Genomic DNA, 20,424 nt, shown 5'->3' on the forward strand with positions numbered 1-20,424 from the left:
AGAAGCGATGTATTCTCCATACCCGGAAAAGACACCGTCTTCTTTTAATCTTCTTTTTACACGTCTTCCATCTCTAAAATGACCGGGCAATGATCGCTTCCGAGAACGGAATGATGAATTTGGGCATCTTTCAGTTTGGGAGCTAATATTTCCGAGGCAAGGAAATAATCGATCCGCCATCCGATATTTTTCGCCCGCACGTTTGCCATATACGACCACCAGCTATAGCTATCGCCCTGTTCGGGGTAAAAGTAACGGAACGTATCGATCCATCCGGATTCCAGCAGCGTCGTCATTTTACCGCGCTCTTCGTCCGTGAAACCGGAGTTACCGATATTCGAACGGGCATTTTTCAAATCGATTTCTTGATGCGCGACATTCAGATCCCCACATACGATGACGGGTTTTAAAGTATCTAGTTGCATCAGGTAGGCACGAAAACGATCTTCCCATTCTAACCGATACGGCAGTCGCGTCAAATCACGCTTCGCATTCGGCGTATATACGTTGACGAGGTAAAACGATTCATATTCCAACGTTAAAATCCGACCTTCGTCTTCATGATCTTCTTCCAATCCATATCGCACCGTAAGCGGACGTACTTTCGTAAATACCGCTGTGCCTGAGTACCCTTTTTTCAGGGCATAATTCCAATATTGATAGTACTCGCGAGTAAACTCCATCTCGATCTGACCTTCTTGCAGCTTCGTTTCTTGCACGCAAAAAATATCGGCGTTTTCTCGTTCGAAATATTCGTTAAAGCCTTTTTTCACCGCAGCGCGTAGACCGTTCACATTCCATGAAATTAGTTTCAATCTGTATGCTCCTTTATTTCTTTTTCACGTAAAAAACATTGCACCTGACAGTGTACCATAACATTGACATCTTTTTTGAACGCGTGCTATATTGATGGCAATCTTATATGAACGATGCGAGGAAGCACCTTGCGGATCGGTTGAACAACCGTTTCCGTCAGGTGCTTTTTTTTGCGTGCCGACGTTCCTCGGATTTGAGCGTTAGACCCAGATTCTACTTATCAAAAGGAGCTGAAAACATGTTCAATTTATCCAAACGCAAACGTTTACCGTTTTTCCGCTTGATCCCGCTGCTTCTGGTTGCCGTATTTACGTTATCTGTCGTTCCTTCCGCGCATGCAGAAGTCCCCGATTACAAATGGACCGCAGCGCTATCAGGAATCGATACGTTGTATGACGGGTATACCGCGCTTGAGACGACCAACAAGTTAGAAAAACAGCGGATTCAATCTCTGCGTAAAGACAATACGACGCGTCTACAAACCGTCAATGCCGCTATAAAAAATATCGACAAATCCAAAATCGATACGTTGGCGGCAACCGTAAAAAATCTCAAAGACCGTCATGCTCCGCTGCTGGATCAATATCGCAATCTCGGCAAACAAATCAGCGAAGCTCGCAAACGCAAAGACAAAAAGAATGCCGATCTGCTGGATCTAACGCGTAATAAACTGAAGCCATCGGTCGAAGCGGCAAAACTTGCGATTAAACAAGCCGAAACCCAATTATCGACCGCCAAATCACAAGCGAAAAATAAAGTTCAGATCGTTAAAGATACGTTGATGCCAGTCTCCAATCTCAAAAAACAGATTACTGCCGAAAACAAATCGATTACGTCGTTCAACAAAACACGCAGTGCTTCATACAAACGTTATCGTTCGGCAGTCAAATCAGGCAATGCGATTACCGCTGTCGCGGAAATTACGATGATGATTACCCAGCTTCGTAATGTCCATAAGTCTCAACAAATCATCTATAGTTGGGAACAGCAAATTTCTTCGGCGATTCAATCCGCAACGAATAAGCTCCCTGCCAAATAATCGACTCTCACAAAAATGGCGGTACACAACAAAACAACGCATCCCGCTTTTAGCACCGGATGCGTTTTTTGTCATTTTATAGTCAAGCTATGATCAAGTCTTCGATTACAGATTTTCGCCGTTCGAAGCGATAACGTCTTTATACCAATAGAAACTCTTTTTCGGAGTACGGCTTAAGTCGCCATTCCCGTCATTGTCTTTATTGACATGGACAAAGCCGTAACGTTTTTTCATTTCGCCTGTTGAAGCACTCACCAAGTCGATACATCCCCACATGGTATACGCGATCAGATCAACGCCGTCCGCTACTGCTTCTTGCATCTGCACAATATGATCACGCAGATAGTTGATCCGGTAATCGTCGTTGATCGAACCGTCTTCTTCGACGACGTCTACAGCGCCCAGACCGTTTTCAACGACCATCAACGGAATTTGGTAACGGTCATACAAGTTGTTCAGCGTATAACGCAGACCTTCCGGGTCAATTTGCCAACCCCAATCGGAAGCTTCTAAGTAAGGGTTTTTCACGCCACCGAGCAAGTTGCCGCCGACTTTTTCAACATTTGGATCGGCACTTTCTACAATCGACATATAGTAGCTGAACGAGTAAAAGTCTACGCAGCCGTTTTTGAGCGTTTCTGCATCGTCAGGATGCTGCTCGATTTTGATGCCTTGTTCTTCAAAGAAGCGATGAGCGAATCCTGGATATGCGCCGCGAACTTGAACGTCACCGCAGATCATATTGGAAAGCTGGTCTTTCTTTTGCGCCAGCAAAATATCTTTTGGATTCGGCGTATTCGGATAAGTCGTCATATACGCGATCATACAACCGATTTTGAAATCAGGGTTGATCGAATGACCGAGTTGCACGGCTTTGGCACTCGCTACGAATTGGTGATGCAGCGCTTGGAAACGTACTTGCGGATCGTCAGACGAATTATTGCCAAGTTCAGTCGTTCCTTCGAACAAGATCCCCGCAGCCAAGTAACCGCCCATCGGCATCGTCAAACAGTTGATTTCATTGAACGTCAACCAGTATTTAACTTGGTTTTTGTAACGGTTAAAGATGGTATCGCAATACCGCAAATAATGGTCAATCACATCGCGCGATGCCCAGCCGTTATATTTTTCAGTCAAACCAAAAGGAGTCTCATAGTGAGAGATCGTAACCAACGGTTCAATATCGTACTTCTCCAATTCGGAAAAGACATTTTCATAAAATTTCAGACCTTCTTCGTTCGGTTCTGTATCGTAACCCGTTGGATAAATACGCGACCAGTTAATCGACATACGGAACATTTTGAAGCCCATTTTCGCCATTAACGCAATGTCTTCTTTGTAGTGACCGTAGAAATCGACGGCTTCATGACTTGGGTAATACGTGCCTTCTTCGAGTTCGCGCGTGATGCGGCGCGGAACCGTATGCGTACCGCCTGTCATCATATCCGATGTGCTCGGCCCTTTGCCGCCTTGATTCCAACCACCTTCGTATTGGTTCGCAGCTGTAGCGCCGCCCCAGAAAAATCCGTCTTTCATCTTCATGATTTTTTCCTCCTTCGAATTAGGTCCAGTCTTTATATGCAGTCTAGCACCCATACCCTGACAAGGAGTGTCATGATATACTTGAATTATGGAAAACAATCGATTATTCAAAATCTTATTGTTGCTACTCGAAAAAAAGAAAACGACGGCGCCGGAGCTTGCGGAATTATTCGAAGTCTCGGTACGTACCGTATATCGCGATATCGATCGTCTTAGCGCCGCAGGGATTCCTGTGTATACGACGACCGGAAAATACGGTGGTGTTCATCTAATGGATCATTATGTAATGGACAAATCTTTACTAAGCGAAGACGAACAAAACGAAATTTTACTTGGGTTATATAGCGTTAGTTCCATCCCGCATCTGAGCGGAAACCGAATGTTGAATCGACTTACCGCTTTATTTGATTCCAAGCTGGATTGGATCGAGTTTGAACATTCGCCGTTTGAACATATTCCTGAAGAAGAGATGGAACGGTTCAACCAGGTCAAACAAGCCATTTTCGCGCGGCATCCGCTGTCTTTTCATTATGTGAATTCCAACGGTGAAGCCAGTACCGAAATCACGTATCCGATCAAATTAATTTTCAAAAATCATACGTGGTATTTCAAAGGCTGGCAGCAAAACGAACCGAAAAATAACGGCTTCAAAACGTTCAAGATCAAACGGATTTCCAAGCTCAATTTCGCAGCCGGGTATTACGATCAGAGTCTGTTACATCCGCCTACCGATGAAAGCCAAGAACCACCTGCCAAGCTTCCGATCACACAAGTCTTATTTTCACCGACAATTGCTTATCGCGTACATGATTTTGCTGACCCTGCGCTGGTTGAACCTCAAGCGGACGGAAGCCTACGCGTGACTTTGCATGTCGAAGTCGATGAGCGATTGTATTCGTTTTTGATGTCGTTCGGTGGCGATGTAGTTGTATTAGAGCCGGGTTATATTCAAGAAGAATTGATCAAAAGGCATCGCCGCGCTCTGGAACATCTGCTAGATTATCAGCCTTCGGAGCAAGCTAGACACTAAGTGCAAGAATCAGGACGCTTCATACGGTAGTCTCCCTGTACACTAAGTTTAAATTGAACAGGAGGCGTTTTGAATATGAAAAACAATCGTAGGGTATTTAAGGAACTGCATCAAGGAGAATCATTATTATTTCTCGGAAATGCGTGGGATACGGCTTCGGCTATCGCTCTGGAAAAAGCAGGTTTTGCCGCAATCGGTACGACAAGTTACGGGATTTCGCAGTCTTTGGGACTGCAAGACGGTGAGCAGATGGATATTCATCAATTGATTAGCATCGTCCAAAATATGATAAAACATGTCAGCATCCCGGTGACCGTAGATATGGAAGCCGGGTACGCATCGAATACCGAAGAAATTATTGATCATGTCCTGCGCGTTGCTCATCTTGGAGTCGCAGGTATCAATATCGAAGATTCTCCCAAACATCAATCCCAGTTGAGAAGCGTAAGTGAACAAGCCGCTCTGCTCGCTACACTGCGAACTTCGCTTGATACCCATGGTTTTGCGGATTTATTTATCAACGCACGTACCGATACGTATTTGTCGCACGGCATTGACGATCCGCTAAACGAAACGTTGATACGCGCACAAGCTTATAGCGAAAGTGGAGCAAACGGAATTTTCGTACCCGGTTTATCGGCAAAAGACGAGATTATCGCCGTTGTAAGCTCTTGCTCTCTCCCGCTTAATCTCATGTCATTGCCCGGACTCACTTCGGTATCTGAGTTGGAAGCCTTGGGAGTTAAACGATTTAGTTTCGGTAATGCTTTATCCGATTCCATTTTGGCTATGCTTCAACGATCGTCAGAGCAGTTGTACCGAAGCCGCGATACTTCGTTCTTATATTCATAATGGAAAGCAAAAAAAGAGGAAGATCAGCTGAACACGCAGCCGATCTTCCTCTTTTTACTTTTTCAGTTTTTAGAATGAAGCTTTTTCGACATGTACCGCTACCGCTTCGATTTGCGTTTTAGTCAAGCTACCGTTGTCCGACCAGATCGTGACGAAACGATCGCCGACCGGGAAGGTCAGCATATTTTGATCGCCCGGTTTATACCAGTTGCCTTTCACTCCGTTCGACAACGTTACCGGAGTCAGATCGTAACCGAAGGAATCGTCGCGCGGCGCGATAGCAACCTTCATATTATTGAATACATACGTTACCGAATCCCCGCCTGCGGCTACGCTACGGAATTGATCGTTTGTCGTCATTTGCATCGGCGCATAAGCGGCTTCGAATCCTTGGAATTGAGCAAAGGCTTGTTTTGCCGCTGCTTTTTGCGCTGCCGTATACGTGATAGTTGTCAGACCTGTTTGTTGACCGCCCGGCGTACCCGGATTGTTTGTGTTGTTTTTTGTGCCTACGATTACTTTTTGACCCGCTGCATCGTAAGTCACGGGTACGTCCAAAGCTTCACCCAAAGCACGAACGGGCAGATAGGTTGTATTTTTGTAGACGATTGGGTCCAGGCTTTTGCCTGCCGCATCTTTTGGCGTATACGCTTGACCGTTTACCACGAAGCCTAATCCATGATTCAATTGGGCTTTGATAGTTTCTACGTTCGAAGCGGCGTACGCTCCGACAGAAGCGGAAAGTGCCATACCGGCTACCATTGTTGCTGCGAACCATTTTTTCGATTTCATCATTTTTGTTGTTTTCATTGTAAGTTCCTCCTTGGGTTAAATGCCTGATTGGCATCCGTTGCATATTTGAATGGACGTCGTGTGCGTTGTTTTCTTTCTTGTCTTCAATATACTTGGGGAATATCTCAAAAAAGCCACTGAATTGTATCCAAGACGTAAACATTTGTGTTCAAAAAAGCAGGAGACTAATAAAGATGTAGCGAATTCCAATTTGTATTGTTTGTGCGTAAGTGAAACTTTAAGTCATTTCAAGACGTCCAAGTTATATAAGAAGAAAAAGGTTTTCGCTCACAAGATTTTTTCTATTACACCAAAGGAGAAGTGCACATGAAATTCGGGAATTCCGCTTGGCAAAAAACGCTAGGGTTATGTGTGATTTTGATGCTTGCTGCTTTATTTTTATTGCCTAACGCAATAAAGCCAGCTTCAGCCGCCGCTCAATCGAGTATTGTATTAGACGGCCAAATGATTGACGGCGCCGAACCTTTAGTTGTTAAACAAACGACGATGGTTCCGATCCGCGTCGTGTCTCAACAGCTTGGGTATTTGGTGAATTGGAATCAGACTTCAGGTCAGATCACGATCGGTGATTCTTCTTCGCCGCTTGTATTAACGATTGGGAGCACAACGGCGAACTCTGCTTCCGGCAGCGTTCAATTGGAACAACCTCCTTTTGTACGTGCCAATACTACATATGTGCCGCTCAGATTTGTCGGATCGCAAATGGGTCTTGGCGTGAAATGGGAACAAGCTTCGAGTACGGTGTATTTGCAATCTCCGGCTCCAGAACCGCAACCATCCGTACCGCCAACACCCGCACCTTCGGACAATGTCAATAATGCTTCGATCGACTCGATCAGCTTTAGCGATAATCGGTTAACGATATCCGCCAATCAAGCCGTTACACCGAAAAGTTCGACGTTGACAGCACCTGACCGAATCGTAGTCGATTTGCCAAGCAGTGCTTTTGGTCCTGCGATGTTGGTCAACAGCAATCTAAGTCTTGGACAAGTCAGTACATTAACGGTTGAAAATTCTCCGCTGGTGAAACAAGTACGGTATTCGTTGTTTAGCGAAAGCCCTTCGACGGTTCGTGTCGTGATCGATCTGAAGCAAGCGGTCGGTTACAATATCTATAACGAAGGCAATCTGATTTTTGTCGATCTCAATCAACAAGGAACAGCTCCACCTATCGGCTCTAATGGCAAAAAAATCGTCGTGATTGATCCAGGTCACGGTTATCAAGATCCGGGCGGTATTGGCTTCACCGGCGTCAAAGAAAAAGATATGGTGCTGCAAGTCGGTCTGAAAGTCGCAGCTCTGCTCAAGCAAGAACCGAATATCGATTTGATCATGACGCGAAGCGGCGATACGTATCCAACATTGGATGATCGTGCAAAAATCGCGAACGATGCCAATGCGGACGTATTCTTATCGATTCACGGCAATAAAGCGGCTGCTACAAGCGCAGCCGGAACCGAAACCTATTACGCGGATGCCAAACGCAGCAAAAAGTTGTCCGATACGATTCAGAAGCATGTTCAAGCGGCTACAGGGTTCCGCGATCGCGGCTCCAAGCAAGCCAACTTCGTCGTTATTCGTAAAACGACCATGCCGGGCGCTTTGGTGGAAATCGGATTTTTGAGCAATCAAGCCGAAGAAGCGATGATGATGCAGGATGATTTCCAGCAAAGAGTGGCGCTGGCGATTGTAGCGGGATTGAAAGAATATCTCGGCGTTTAGAAGTTACGTTTGTGGTGGGGAAGCAAGGAGACTGCGAGGGGTTTGTTTCAGTCGCTTGTTGAAATTGAGAAAATTGGATTGGATTTTTAATAGGAGTTTTCTCAATTTCAAAGGCGAACGCTAACGCTCCTACACAAATCCCCTCTCCGTCTCCTTGCTTCCCAGTTACGTTGGAATTTTAAACATTTTAGAAACCTGCTGTTGCGGGTTTCTTTTTTTATTCTTTCAATTTTGAGGGAATGGTAGTAAGGGCTAGGCTAGGACTCTAAGCGCAATAATGAGGAGTGTTTTAGACTTTTTAGCTGGTAGAATGAATGTAGGGATTGTGAAGCAAATCGATAAGAAAGGAGCGGGTGGTATGTATAACAGCGAAGCGGCGGGATTGTCTTTTGAAGAAATGTGGGCGAGGATCATCGCTTGTGACGCTCGGTATGACGGGTTGTTTTTTACGGCGGTCAAAACGACTCGAATCTATTGTCGACCTTCTTGTCGGTCGCGGAAGCCGAAAAAGCAAAATGTGACTTTTTATATGCAATTGGATCAGGCTGAGACTGCGGGTTATCGTCCTTGCAAAAGATGCCAACCGGAAGTTCAACATTCGCCGTGGAATACGTTTATCGAGCAAGCTCGCTCCTTTATCGTCGCTCATTATCGGGAGCCGTTATTGCTCCAAGATATTGCGGATCATGTTAAATTAAGCGCATATTATTTGGAACGGTTATTCAAACAAGAAACGAATGAGACGCCGCGTATGTTTTTGGAAAAAGTTCGTGTAGATCGTGCGGCGCATTTACTTCGATGCAGCGATAAAACGAATTTGGAAGTCTGTTACGAAGCTGGGTTTCAGACGCCTTCTAACTTTTACAAAGCATTCAAGCGCCATCATCACTGCTCGCCGGGCGAATATCGGAATCAAGGCACGCCGATTGTTCGCGAAGCTTTACCCGCATCTCGAAAACCATTAGGAGGAATGTTATGAAGACGTTGATGCTTCATCGCTTGCTATATAAATCGCCGCTTGGCGAACTTACGATCGAAGGTACATCAGATCATATTTATTCGATCTTATTTAATGAATTGGAACTGCCTGTCGAACTTTCGACTATTGAACATCAACATGAAGGTCAGGATGAAACTTCTGATTTTCCGGAAGTTATGCTTCGGTGCCGAGATCAGCTGGACGAATATTTTCGCGGGGAACGTTTTGTTTTCGATTTTCCGATTTATTATACGGGTACGCCGTTTCAACAAGCGGTTTGGACAGAACTAGCAACCGTACCGTATGCGTCTAGTCGTTCGTATAAAGATCTAGCGATTGCGGTCGGTAGCGAAAAAGCGGTACGAGCCGTCGGTTCGGCAAACGGTCGGAACAAGCTCAGCATTGTATTGCCTTGTCATCGCATTGTTGGCTCAAACGGTAAGCTTACCGGATATGCCGGCGGTCTATGGCGTAAAGAATGGTTGTTGCAACATGAAGCTTTGTTCGCACCAAAAAGCCCGAACGTACAAGTCTAACTTGTACATTCGGGCTTTTCTTATTTTATTTAATTGAAGGCAATAACGGTGAAGTGGTGTCGGCAAGACCGACTAGCCCCAAGATCGTTAGCAAAATCTTTTGGACGCCTAGATGAGCATTAGTCGGATCGTAATATTCATTCAGCGTATGCGCACCGCCGAATTCACCGCCGCCGCCAAGCGTAACTGCCGGAATACCCAGATGAATCGGAATATTGGAATCGGTACTGCTGGCGCCTTCCAAAATTGGACGGAACCCCATCGCAAGCCCGGCTGCCGCTGCGGATTGTACAATCTCGCTATCCGGCGATTGCGAACCTGCGGGACGGTCACCTACTCGCTCCAGACGCACGGTAATTGCATCTGCTTTTTTCCAACGGCGATTTTCGGCTTCTGCCGCTTCTCGGATCAGTCCAAGCACTTTCGTTTCTAACTTTTCCAGTTCCGCTTGTGACGTCGAACGCATATCGATAACGGTCTCCGCAGTCTCAGCGATCGTATTGACGGATGTTCCGCCATTGATCAACCCCACGTTGAATGTCGTTTTCGGATGTAGAGGAACGTCCAAATCTGCAATCTTGGAAATCGCTCGACCTAGCGCATGAATTGGGCTAGGTGTACCAAAATTACCGAAACTATGTCCGCCTGGCCCTTCAAACGTCACTTTGTACCGTTTGCTTCCAGCTCCCAAATAAGTAATGCGATCCGGCGGTCCCGGTTCGATTGAGATAAAGCCGTCAATATCGCTGCGATTCGCAAACAAGGTTTTGACCCCAATCAGATCTCCAAGCCCTTCTTCGCCGACGGTTGCTCCGATAACAAGATCGCCTACCGTATGTAAATTTGCTTCGTTTAATGCGCGTACAATTGTCAGCACAGAGGCTAGTCCGCGTCCATCGTCCGATATTCCCGGTGCATAGACCCGAGTTCCTTCACGTCGTGCTTTTACATCTGTTCCTCTAGGAAACACCGTATCCAAATGCGCACAGATCACAAGTTTAGGTCCGTTGCCACTTCCGCGTCTGATTCCGAATACGTTGCCGACTTTGTCGGTCTGTACATCTTCGATTCCAAGTTCGATCAGCTTGCGGGCGAATAACTTGCCTTTTTCGGTTTCTTCAAAAGTCGGGGCTTCCACTTCGGTTAATTCGATCTGTTCTTCGGTCGTACGATCATTGTCGGCTTCCAGAAAATCAAACGCGTGCCGAACAGAATCTTGCTTTTTCAGCACGTCGAACGCTTGGACAATTTCTTCGGATAAGGCTGTTTTTGGAGTTCCAAAAGATTCGGTCATCATCAAAATCCTCCTCATAAGGCGCTACATTTGTCTTTTATCATACAAGTGACTTTGCTATAACGCAAAACAAAAAGCGTACAGCATCATTCTGCACGCTTTACAATTAAGAACGTAAACGTTCGTATAACCGATTTTTTTCAAACAAACTCACGATACCGAAAATCAGACTGAACGCGATCATCATCGTCCAAAGCAACAATGGAAGCCAAAAAGATTGATCGGAAGGATAAAACAATATTCTCAGTTCTCTACCATCAATAATCACTTGGGCAAAAATAATCAAAAACCCTATCCAAACCAACGATTTTACGGCTTCAATCAATATCACTGCTACTTTCGGCAACTGGCGTTTGCGTTCCCATTTTCGGACAAATCGTTCTTCTCTTTTTGTATCGAACCATAAAAAATGAATGATACGTATACAGAAAAATCCCATAACAATGTAATACATAGTCGAATGTGCAATTTCTATTCGTAGAGGCAATAAACAAAGCACCAGTAATGCACCAAAAGCTATTACGGCTCGCGTCACTTTATTAAATTCCATCTTTTCACCTACCTTATTTTCCTACTTAAACTTTAATTCCCATTTTAACATAAGTATCAACATCAAAAAACCCCTATGATATTCTGAACTTACGCCTTGTTTTCCCGAAAGATTTTCCTCTATAATGAATGATTAAAAAGGAAAAAGAGGTGGGTACTCATGACAAACGAACTTCTCGATGCGCTCAAGTTACTCAAACAAAAACAATGGATCGATCTGACCCATACTTTTGGACCGAATTCTCCTCGCTTCGCCGCGTTCGCGCCTGCTGAATTCGAGACGCTTTTTACTCATGACGACGGCTTTTTCGCTCAGCGCTTCAGCTTTGCCGGACAATACGGAACACATCTGGATGCTCCGATCCATTTTGTGCGAGATACGCGTTACCTCGATGAACTGGAATTAAAAGAACTTGTACTCCCCCTTGTCGTGATCGACAAATCTCGAGAAGCTGCCGCTAATGCCGATTACTCGCTGACCGTAGAAGATATCGAAGCGTTCGAAGATCAGCATGGACAGATTGAAGCCGGAAGCTTCGTCGCGCTACGTACCGATTGGAGCAACCGTTGGCCGAGTCAGGAAGCCTTCGAAAACAAAGACGCCGAAGGGAACAATCACGCTCCCGGTTGGTCACTACAGGCATTGGAATTTTTGTTCCGTCAACGTCAGATCGCAGCGATCGGTCACGAGACATTCGATACCGATTCGGCGGCGGATTATACCAAAAACGGTTCGTTAATCAGCGAATATTATGTACTGGAACAGAATACATACCAGGTAGAGCTACTGAAAAACCTGCATCTTCTTCCGCCAAAAGGCGCCGTCATTTTCAATATCGTACCGAAAGCCGAAAAAGCATCGGGGTTTCCGGTACGTTCATTCGCCATACTGCCTTAAAATCTAGATCATGATCATCGAAAAAGCAGCTGCATTCCATAAACGGAGCAGCTGCTTTTTTATATATCTTATTCAAAAATCCAATGTTCACGTCAATTCACAATCCCAATCATGAAGCCGTCATAGCCTTTGATCCCCACAGTTTGCAAAGCTGTCGATTCGATTTTTTGCTCTTTTTGCAGCTTTTCGAAAAACTCGCGGATTCCTTTGACTCTCGCATCTTCACTTGTCTCGTCGATCACTTCTCCATTTCGCACGACATTGTCTGCCAAAATGACGGTTCCCGGCTTTGACAATCGAAGTGCTGCTTCCAAGTATGCCGGATTGCTTGGCTTATCCGCGTCGATGAAAATAAAATCGAAAGCTTCTGCACCTTCTTCTACCAGCTGTGTTAGTTGTACACGCGCATCTCCTACGCGAATCTGAACCTGCCCGTCTGGAACATTAGCATGACGCAGATTGTTTCTTGCCACTTCGGCATACCGAGGGTCGAGTTCAAGTGTCGTGAGATTTCCATCTTGTGGTAAAGCTCTTGCGATCCAAATCGCACTGTAACCACCCAATGTACCGATTTCCAATACTCTTTTCGCACCACGCATCCGAATAAGGAGATTTAACAACTTTCCTTGAAGCGGAGAAACATCGTAACTCGGCAATCCAGCAACTTCATTAGCGTCCAAAGCATTTTCCAACGTAGAATCTTGTTTGATAAGTTTCTGTTCCAGATACTGATCGACTTTAGCCCAAGTGTTCGAAAGGTCTTGCGGTTGAATGTTCGTATTCATCAAAATCACTTTCCTTTCAGATATGTTTTTCTTTATGTCTTTATTCTAGACGGAGCAAAGAAATAAATATAATATATCTTTATCGATATTCTATATATAAAATGTATGAATAAACTTTGATCGATTGAAGCAAATAGAGAAAGGCGGTTCTATGAATTTACATGCGCTGCGTTTGTTTTATGAAACAGCTTCCTTAGGAAGCGTCACTAGGGCTTCGGAAAAATTAAGTATCAGTCAACCTGCAATCACTGCACAGATCAAAAAGTTCGAACAAGAATTATCGCTGATTTTGCTCCGACGCGAAGGCAGAGGTATCGCATTAACCGAAGCCGGACAAGAAGTGTATCGGCTCGCCAACCGGCTATTTGCCGCAGAGTACCGAATCGAACAATTCGCTGAAAACTATGGTCGCGGCGAGATCGGCAGTGTAGCAATCGCGGCAACCTACCTCCCTGCTCATTTTCTACTTCCGGGCTGGATCGCGGCTTTCAAGCAGCAGTACGAGCAGGTAGAGTTGTCGATTACGACGACGCATTCAGGCGGTGCACTGCGGCGACTGCTTGATCTGCAAGCAGATATCGCGATCTACGGAGGATCGCCTGAACAACATTCGGACGACATCGAAGCTGAGGAATTATTTCGCGACGAGTTATGGTTTGTCGTAGCACCCGATCACCCTTATGCAAATCGCAGCGTTTCTTTAGCCGATATGATGCGCGAACCATTCGTTATGCGGGCAGAAGGTAGTTCTACCCGCGAGCGGTTATTCTCGCTATGCCGTACCCATAATCTTCCGGCTCCTACAGTCGCTTTGCAATTCAGCGGTTTGTATGAAGCGACGCGTGCCGTCATTGCGGGTTACGGAGCCAACTTCGTGTCTTCTCTTGTCGTTCGCGAAGATGTGAAGCGAGGCGTATTATGCCGCGTTCAAGTCGAAGACTTCTCGCTAGAAAACGTAATCATGATCTGTACGCGAAGCGGAGAACATTTATCGCCGGCAGCCGCGAATCTACTTCAAGTTATCCATGAAGCGAATAGATTCAAGCGCGACTAATTCTTCGATCCACTGTTCAATATCAGACTTGTTATTCTTGTTCTACGTTGGCGATTCCAATTCAGCACAAATGCCGCGAAAGTCCCGGGACTATCGTGGTATTCGCAAAGATACGCATTACGGGTATACTATATTGTGGAACCACCACCGAAAGGAGGTGAATTCCTTATGAATACGATTCATATGTTAGTCGGCATTCCAGGCAGCGGAAAAAGCGTCTACGCACGTCAGTTGGAAAAGTCTACACGCGGCGTGATCGTCTCGACAGACGGCATCCGGCAACGTTTGTTCGGCGGCGAATCCAAGCAAAAAAACACGTACGTCATTTTTGACCAAGCTTTTCGAGACATCTCCGAAGCTTTGGCAGATGGTCGCGATGTGATTTTCGACGCAACGAATATTGATCGAAGTCGGCGTGCAAAGTTTTTGAAGCGGTTCTCCGAATATTCGGTACACGCTCATGTGCTAGTGACGTCTTTTGAAACGGCGCAACAACGCATTTCTACTCGCAAACGCAAATTAGACGATAAGATTTTGACCAAGTACGCCAAAAATTTTCAATTCCCTCTTCAAGGCGAAGGCTTTGCAGACGTACATCTTGTGCATGAACCTACGGCATCTATCGAGACTACGTTACAACGAGCGAAGATTGAACAGTTGCTGGATGATCAAGTCGATCACGACGAGTTGTTCGCTTATTTGTCCCGTGAAGAATCATTTGCACAGATGGTCGATTATCATCAAGGCAATCCGTACCATAGTCGCACATTGTCGGAGCATACGTATGCGGTATTAGAGTATATCCATACGCTATACGAAGAACAAGATCGCCTTGTGATGCAATGGACGGCTTTACTGCACGATATCGGGAAACCTTTTTGCAAAGTGTGGAAAGAAAATCGAGGGTATTATTCGTATTTCGGTCATGAACACGTGTCTGCTATGATGTCTTGCTCTTTTTTAAAAAGCTTGGGTTATGAAGACGACTTCATACTCGATGTGGCAAACAAAGTGGAGCTGCACATGGACATTATGCACGGCGGCGATGCAGGCGCATCTACAATTTATCATCTAATGGGCGGAGAACACTTATCGAAGATGTACTTTTTTGCGGAAGCCGACAGGTATGGAAAATGAACGGATCGATTCATGAAAGGATTCAAGAGGTGATTCTATGAAAATTAAATATCCGAAAACGATGCACCTGCCGTGGTCAAGAAGTTACACCGACGACGACAAAATTTTGCGTAACACGGAGCATTTTATCGGAAAAGAAGTCGTGGTAACGGAGAAAATGGATGGAGAAAATACGACGATGTATCCAGACTTCATTCATGCCAGATCTCTTGACAGCAAAGACCATCTTTCTCGGCATTATGTCAAAACATTGCATGGTGCGATCCGGTATTTGATCCCGAAAGGCTATCGATTATGCGGAGAAAATATGTACGCCAAACATTCGATCAAGTACGAAAGTTTGCCGGGGTATTTCATGTTATTTTCGGTCTGGAACGAGCACAACATCTGCTTATCTTGGGACGATACCGAACAAGTTGCAAAAGGGCTTCATCTTCCTACCGTTCCCGTGCTGTATCGAGGAATTTGGGACGAACGCGCGATCCAAAACTGCTACACCCGCATCTCGAAAAGCGGCGGCGAGCAAGAAGGTTATGTGGTTCGACTAGCCGAAAGTTTTGCTTATGAAGATTTTAAAATCAGCTTGGCGAAATTCGTGCGTCGCAACCATGTTCAAACGGACGACCACTGGCTCAGTCAACCTGTAGAACCGAACGAATTGATGCGATAAACGAATTTCATAAAAAGGAGAGAGTATCATGTAATCCGCAATTTTTATCTATATTTCTGACCTATAAGCTTGAATGATCTTTAACTACATCTACATCACGCGAATACGATTCGCTCCGGCAAGCCCTCGCAGTTCCAATTGCAGACGATCTTTCTGATCTTCCGGCACTTCCATCTCAACGCCATAATAATGGCGACCTGCCTCTTCTTTCGCCCAGCGAAGATACCCTTCAAAATGCAGCTCATCTTCATTTAATACAAAATCCAAAGCAACCCGAATCCGATTTTGCCCTACCGGGATTTCCACAGGCAAAGACACTAAGCAGCCTGAACGACTAATATCGTGCATTTGAGCCGAGATCGGTTTACGCGGAGCTGCGGTAAAATTCAGACTTACCAAATACAATTCGAATTCGATCGGGTTTTCCAATACATAACGAAACGGCGATTTTCTTCGATTTGGCGACATGTCATAACCTCCATTTTATTCCAAGTGTTTTCCTTGTTCATCGGCTGATTTTTTGCAAAATTGAAGAGAATTCAACAGAATTTACAAAAGATTCGACCAAAGCCCTAGAGGTTCTGCGACTTCTTGCATAAAAAAGAGCGCTCGGCGGATATACCGAAACGCTCCTGTTCATTTGCTTAGGATTGGGTATCTTGATGTTTGCGTAACCCTTCGTATTTTTGATCTTGATTTGCGTAAACAGCTATGCTGAACAGAAAAACGCCCGAAGCCATTACAAAAGCAAACAGGCTCAATGTACGCCAGGACTGTGCCAGCAACATCGAAACGAGATTGACGCCTTCTGTCACATACATAAAAGCCGTCATGATCGCACCCGCCACGATTAGATATTGAAGAACTTTGATACTTTGGCGCCCGATCATTTGCCAAAATCCTAGCCGATTTTTCTGCTGTTCGTAATCTTCTACAAATTTCGTATCTCTCGCTTGCTGACCCGGAATTCGTAACAACCCGATCAATAAAGCTACTGCATACAATACGATATAAAAGATCGACATCCCCGGATTTGATTGCTGCACCGCAAGTAAAACCAAGGCTAATCCGGCTACATAAGTTCCAATTGTCCAAACAGCCATTCTAGTCTTGTTATACTGCATGTTCTCGCCTCCTTCTTTTTCCATTTTATCATTATACGAAAATACAGATCAAATCGTTTCGTTCCAAGGGTTTGCATAAAAAAGAACCACAACCAAAATTACGGCTGTGATTCTTTAGATAAACACGAGACAGTATTGGACTGATCTTAAACGGGATTAATCAATCAGATTGCTCTGCTGAAGCAGACGCTGCGCTACAGCTGCCGATTCCGCACGGGACAGCGTGGCTTCTGGACGCAACCAACCGCTATTGCCTTCGGCTAAACCTGCTGCCAGAATCGCTTGTGTAGACGTTCTTGCCCAGCTTGCTACATTCGCTTGATCTCGGTAGCTGCTCAGTTCAGTTGCGTTATCACTGGATTGCAACGGTACAATTTGCGTCGCACGATCCAAAATTGCGAATGCTTCTTGACGCGTAATCGTAGCGTTCGGACGGAATGTTCCATCCGGATATCCCGTAATCAGACCATAAGCATTAGCTGTCGAAGCCGCTCCTGCATACCAGTCGGAAGACGATACATCACTAAAGGTATTACTTTGCGTAGAAGTCGGCAGACCGAGTGCACGAACAAGAATTGCCGAGAATTCGGCGCGAGTCACTGCACCTTCGGGATTATAACGATCCCCGCCTACACCGTTCACAATCAATCTCGAAGCCATATCGTTGACCGAAGCTTGTGACCATTTTCCAGCCACATCAGAGAACTGCTTTGGATTCCAAATCAGCGCATAGCTACTGTTGGTCAAGCTGTTTACACGTGCATAATCGTTATCTCCAGAACGAGTGACCTCGGTTGGTACATGGCGTAGTGTACCATTTTGTTCAATCACGACAGCTGTCGTGACTTGGTTTGAATTTGTACCTGTTGGCAATGGAATTTCACGTTCTACATATTGTGTGAAGCTGTTGACTTCCACTGTACGATCCCCAACGGAAGCTGTAATCATGAAGTCGATTGGCTGTGAAGCGATAGTGAAACCACCGTTTGCTACAGCTTGATTTAACGCATTTTGAACTTGAGTGTTACTCTTTTCAATCACAACATTCAAATTCAGACTTGCTGAACCTGGAGCCACGCCCAACGTGTTCGCAACTGTGCCTAATCGAATTTGCGAAGACGGAAGCGTGTAGTTACCCAGTGGAGATTCAACGCGTAGTGTCGCATTACGCGAAATCAATAGTGCTGCTGCTTCAGCGGTCATGTTTGCCAAGATACGATCGGACTCTACTCTAACCGGAATTGTAACCGTTGGGTTACCTTGCGTGCTTGCTAAGAATGTGGTTAAACGCGTTGTATCGATTGTCGCGTTAAATACCGTTTGTCCGTTAACCTGCGACGGTCCACCTGTTGCGACAACTGTTGTAGGCTGTCCATTGACCAACACTTCAAGCCCATTAGCAGGCGTGGTTGGTGTCGTTGGAGCAGGTGTTACGGGTGCAGGCGTTGTAGGTACTGGATTAGAAGGTGTCGGTGTCGGGTTAGAAGTTTCTGTACCCGCGCGGTTTACAATCACCGTATACACTTTCTCTGTTTTTGGTAAAGCTTGGGTCGAGATCACATTTTCAATCGAAGTCGGATTGAATGTCTGATTCGTAACAACGATTTTGACTTCATTCCGACCTTCTTGAAGAGGCATATTATAGACTTCGCCGCTTACCGTCTCTCGACCGTTTACCATGATCGCTGCGGACTTGCTTTTAGCAGTTGGCGTGACGGCAATCGTAGAAACTGAATTCGCTACACTCACTGTATAATCGGTACGCTTCGGATCAAATGCAGGTACAAGTGTACCCGGATTGACCGTCAGATTCGAAAGATCCGCGCTATAAAATCTCGTGACCGAAACCGTGTACGTTTTTGTATCCGTTGGTGAAGTCACTACGATTTGGAAGCCATTCCATCCTTCTTGCAGTGCCAAGCTAATCGGAGTATCCGAAGTTAAAGGTTGCGGAGTGCCACCGTTGCTTGCGATGGTCATCGTTGCGTTGACGTCTCGCTTGATCGCGGTCAGATTCAACTTATCGATATCACTTTCAACTTGTGCATAATAACTAAATACCGTTGAGCTAAATTGCGGTTCAAGGATTCCCTGGCTTATCGCTAAGCTGGTCAATTGTGCGGTACGATCCGCTGCAATCGAGATTTTATATGTTTTGGTAACACCACCGTACTGAGGAGTCACCACAATCTCCACATTACCGATTTGCCCGGGATTCGTTAAAGGAACAGGAACGCTAACTCCGTTTTCGGCAGGTACTCCATTGATCGTAAACGTAGCGTACTTGCTGACGTTGACTTCTACGCCAACCGAAGTTGCATTTGCAATTGGCGTTGCATGATAAGTGATGATATTCGAATCGAATTCCGGTTCTAATGTGGCATTGGTAAGGGTGAGAGAAGTCACATCATTTTCTTCGGAAGGAAAAACTCCTCTGACAAAGATTGCGCCATTTACACCGACGGCGACTGCAATCGAATTATGAGCCGCTGCTGCTTTTAGCTTTGTTCCCGTTTTATTTGTAATCACTTCTTCATAGAAGTAACCGTCATCATAAGCGACTAAAGTCGAAGGGGTTTCAGTAGAAGCTCCCTCAAGATTTTGACGAAGCATAAGGACTTCTGAACTGAAAGTATTGTACGTGATGTCTACAAACTGATAATCGCCTAAAAAGTCAGGATTGAAAGGCTTCGGTGTCCAAGTCGTGCCGTCGGGGGAAGTATAGATTTCGTTCGCCGTACTACTTGCACTTATGAATTCGCCAGGGAGACTATTAGGCTGATATATGACCCCGGCAGAGCTATGATTGAGAGGAAGCGAACTCCACTCCAAATCATAAGTAGCTGTAGATACCGTCGATGGATTTGGAGCTCCACCTTGAGACACGACTACAAATTTGTTGTCCGCGTAAGTGATATCTAGCTCGCTATTGCCTGCGTCTGTCACAGTGAGCGGTGTCCAGGTCACGGTATCGCTAGAACGATATCCTTTTCCATTGTCACCTACTGCCACATAGAGAGGATTATTAGAGTTATCCATACCTAAAGTCACAGAAGTAAGAGTAGGTTGAGTAGGATTGGCATTTTGCCTTGTACTCCACTCATCCGCATCTGAAGAAGTATAAATCACGCCATACTCTCCAACTGCAATCCAAGTATTGTTCAAATACTCAATATCGTATACACCCAAAAGTTCGTTGTTCGATAAAGAAGACCGCGTCCATTTCATTCCGTCTGTCGAAGTCACAACCGAACCTTCTTGCCCTACAGCTACCCACATGCCATTTCCGTAAGCGACGTCTTCCAAATTCCCATAATTACTTGAAGAGAAATCGTACCAGGGCAAACTTTCTGCCGACGCACGATTAGCCCCGCTCGGCAAAATTGCCGACGAGGCTACTAATACGACACCTAATGCAACCATAAAAACCCGACGAAGCAGCGAAGTTGTCACTTTGTTCTTCACCCGTTCACTTCCCCTTCCAATATACAGTTTAGGTTAAGCATTAACGTATTCGATTTCGAAAATAGTGTAACATAAATTTCCAGCTTGCATACCAAAAATATGACAAGTTTGAAAATTTT

19 protein-coding genes are annotated in these 20,424 nt (G+C 45.3%); 10 read left to right on the forward strand and 9 right to left on the reverse strand.

Annotation, left to right across the window (positions count from 1 at the left end):
* Positions 1-56: 56 nt before the first annotated feature.
* Positions 57-815 carry an exodeoxyribonuclease III gene (locus NOM90_RS15500; protein WP_255943226.1) on the reverse strand — a complete coding sequence of 253 codons (759 nt, stop codon included), beginning with the start codon at positions 813-815 and terminating at the stop codon, positions 57-59.
* Positions 816-1,054: 239 nt separating this feature from the next.
* On the opposite strand from NOM90_RS15500, the gene NOM90_RS15505 reads away from it, so the two are divergent.
* On the forward strand, positions 1,055-1,855 hold the full coding sequence (locus NOM90_RS15505) for a hypothetical protein (RefSeq protein WP_255943227.1): 801 nt from the start codon (positions 1,055-1,057) through the stop codon (positions 1,853-1,855).
* 105 nt (positions 1,856-1,960) lie between these two features.
* On the opposite strand, the gene NOM90_RS15510 is transcribed toward NOM90_RS15505, so the two are convergent.
* Positions 1,961-3,397 carry a glycoside hydrolase family 1 protein gene (locus NOM90_RS15510; protein ID WP_255943228.1) on the reverse strand — a complete coding sequence of 479 codons (1,437 nt, stop codon included), beginning with the start codon at positions 3,395-3,397 and terminating at the stop codon, positions 1,961-1,963.
* Positions 3,398-3,485: 88 nt separating this feature from the next.
* Here NOM90_RS15510 and NOM90_RS15515 point away from each other — a divergent pair, with 88 nt between their 5' ends.
* Together NOM90_RS15515 and NOM90_RS15520 are read left to right on the forward strand one after the other, a co-directional pair.
* Positions 3,486-4,427 (forward strand): helix-turn-helix transcriptional regulator, encoded by a 942-nt coding sequence (locus NOM90_RS15515; protein ID WP_255943229.1) that lies wholly within the window; start codon positions 3,486-3,488, stop codon positions 4,425-4,427.
* Between the two features lie 75 nt (positions 4,428-4,502).
* Complete coding sequence (locus tag NOM90_RS15520; protein ID WP_255943230.1) at positions 4,503-5,279, forward strand: isocitrate lyase/PEP mutase family protein; 777 nt, start codon at positions 4,503-4,505, stop codon at positions 5,277-5,279.
* A 69-nt stretch (positions 5,280-5,348) separates the two neighbouring features.
* Here the strand turns inward: NOM90_RS15520 and NOM90_RS15525 are convergent, their stop codons facing one another.
* Complete coding sequence (locus tag NOM90_RS15525; RefSeq protein ID WP_255943231.1) at positions 5,349-6,089, reverse strand: copper amine oxidase N-terminal domain-containing protein; 741 nt, start codon at positions 6,087-6,089, stop codon at positions 5,349-5,351.
* A gap of 309 nt (positions 6,090-6,398) precedes the next feature.
* Here NOM90_RS15525 and NOM90_RS15530 point away from each other — a divergent pair, with 309 nt between their 5' ends.
* The 3 genes from NOM90_RS15530 (at position 6,399) to NOM90_RS15540 (ending at position 9,329) form a co-directional block, all read left to right on the forward strand.
* A complete protein-coding gene (locus NOM90_RS15530) occupies positions 6,399-7,814 on the forward strand; it encodes an N-acetylmuramoyl-L-alanine amidase family protein (protein WP_255943232.1) in 1,416 nt (471 codons plus the stop codon).
* 358 nt (positions 7,815-8,172) lie between these two features.
* Positions 8,173-8,793: a bifunctional transcriptional activator/DNA repair enzyme AdaA gene (locus NOM90_RS15535; RefSeq protein WP_255943234.1), complete on the forward strand. Its 621-nt coding sequence runs from the start codon at positions 8,173-8,175 to the stop codon at positions 8,791-8,793.
* Complete coding sequence (locus NOM90_RS15540; protein ID WP_255943236.1) at positions 8,790-9,329, forward strand: methylated-DNA--[protein]-cysteine S-methyltransferase; 540 nt, start codon at positions 8,790-8,792, stop codon at positions 9,327-9,329. Before NOM90_RS15535 ends, NOM90_RS15540 begins: the two co-directional genes overlap by 4 nt.
* Before the next feature lie 25 nt (positions 9,330-9,354).
* Here the strand turns inward: NOM90_RS15540 and NOM90_RS15545 are convergent, their stop codons facing one another.
* The gene (locus NOM90_RS15545) at positions 9,355-10,626 is read right to left on the reverse strand and encodes a M20/M25/M40 family metallo-hydrolase (RefSeq protein WP_370866628.1); all 1,272 of its coding nucleotides are present in this window, start codon (positions 10,624-10,626) and stop codon (positions 9,355-9,357) included.
* A 103-nt stretch (positions 10,627-10,729) separates the two neighbouring features.
* The gene (locus NOM90_RS15550; RefSeq protein WP_255943238.1) at positions 10,730-11,173 is read right to left on the reverse strand and encodes a hypothetical protein; all 444 of its coding nucleotides are present in this window, start codon (positions 11,171-11,173) and stop codon (positions 10,730-10,732) included.
* Positions 11,174-11,332: 159 nt separating this feature from the next.
* Between NOM90_RS15550 and NOM90_RS15555 the strand changes: the two genes are divergently transcribed.
* The gene (locus NOM90_RS15555) at positions 11,333-12,070 is read left to right on the forward strand and encodes a cyclase family protein (RefSeq protein WP_255943240.1); all 738 of its coding nucleotides are present in this window, start codon (positions 11,333-11,335) and stop codon (positions 12,068-12,070) included.
* A gap of 92 nt (positions 12,071-12,162) precedes the next feature.
* Here the strand turns inward: NOM90_RS15555 and NOM90_RS15560 are convergent, their stop codons facing one another.
* On the reverse strand, positions 12,163-12,855 hold the full coding sequence (locus NOM90_RS15560; protein WP_255943242.1) for an O-methyltransferase: 693 nt from the start codon (positions 12,853-12,855) through the stop codon (positions 12,163-12,165).
* Positions 12,856-13,006: 151 nt separating this feature from the next.
* On the opposite strand from NOM90_RS15560, the gene NOM90_RS15565 reads away from it, so the two are divergent.
* From NOM90_RS15565 to NOM90_RS15575, 3 genes are all read left to right on the forward strand, one after another.
* Positions 13,007-13,909 carry a LysR family transcriptional regulator gene (locus NOM90_RS15565; protein WP_255943244.1) on the forward strand — a complete coding sequence of 301 codons (903 nt, stop codon included), beginning with the start codon at positions 13,007-13,009 and terminating at the stop codon, positions 13,907-13,909.
* Between the two features lie 168 nt (positions 13,910-14,077).
* A complete protein-coding gene (locus NOM90_RS15570) occupies positions 14,078-15,046 on the forward strand; it encodes an AAA family ATPase (protein ID WP_255943246.1) in 969 nt (322 codons plus the stop codon).
* Positions 15,047-15,083: 37 nt separating this feature from the next.
* Entirely contained in the window at positions 15,084-15,716 is a 633-nt protein-coding gene (locus NOM90_RS15575) for an RNA ligase family protein (RefSeq protein ID WP_255943249.1), read from the forward strand.
* Between the two features lie 90 nt (positions 15,717-15,806).
* On the opposite strand, the gene NOM90_RS15580 is transcribed toward NOM90_RS15575, so the two are convergent.
* From NOM90_RS15580 to NOM90_RS15590, 3 genes are all read right to left on the reverse strand, one after another.
* Positions 15,807-16,184, reverse strand: a complete 378-nt coding sequence (locus tag NOM90_RS15580; protein ID WP_255943250.1) for a PilZ domain-containing protein — start codon at positions 16,182-16,184, stop codon at positions 15,807-15,809.
* Positions 16,185-16,360: 176 nt separating this feature from the next.
* The gene (locus NOM90_RS15585) at positions 16,361-16,840 is read right to left on the reverse strand and encodes a hypothetical protein (RefSeq protein WP_255943252.1); all 480 of its coding nucleotides are present in this window, start codon (positions 16,838-16,840) and stop codon (positions 16,361-16,363) included.
* 156 nt (positions 16,841-16,996) lie between these two features.
* Entirely contained in the window at positions 16,997-20,305 is a 3,309-nt protein-coding gene (locus tag NOM90_RS15590) for a cadherin-like beta sandwich domain-containing protein (protein WP_255943254.1), read from the reverse strand.
* Positions 20,306-20,424 lie beyond the last annotated feature (119 nt).

This window comes from Saccharibacillus sp. JS10 (assembly GCF_024436065.1).
Classification (GTDB): Bacteria; Bacillota; Bacilli; order Paenibacillales; family Paenibacillaceae; genus Saccharibacillus.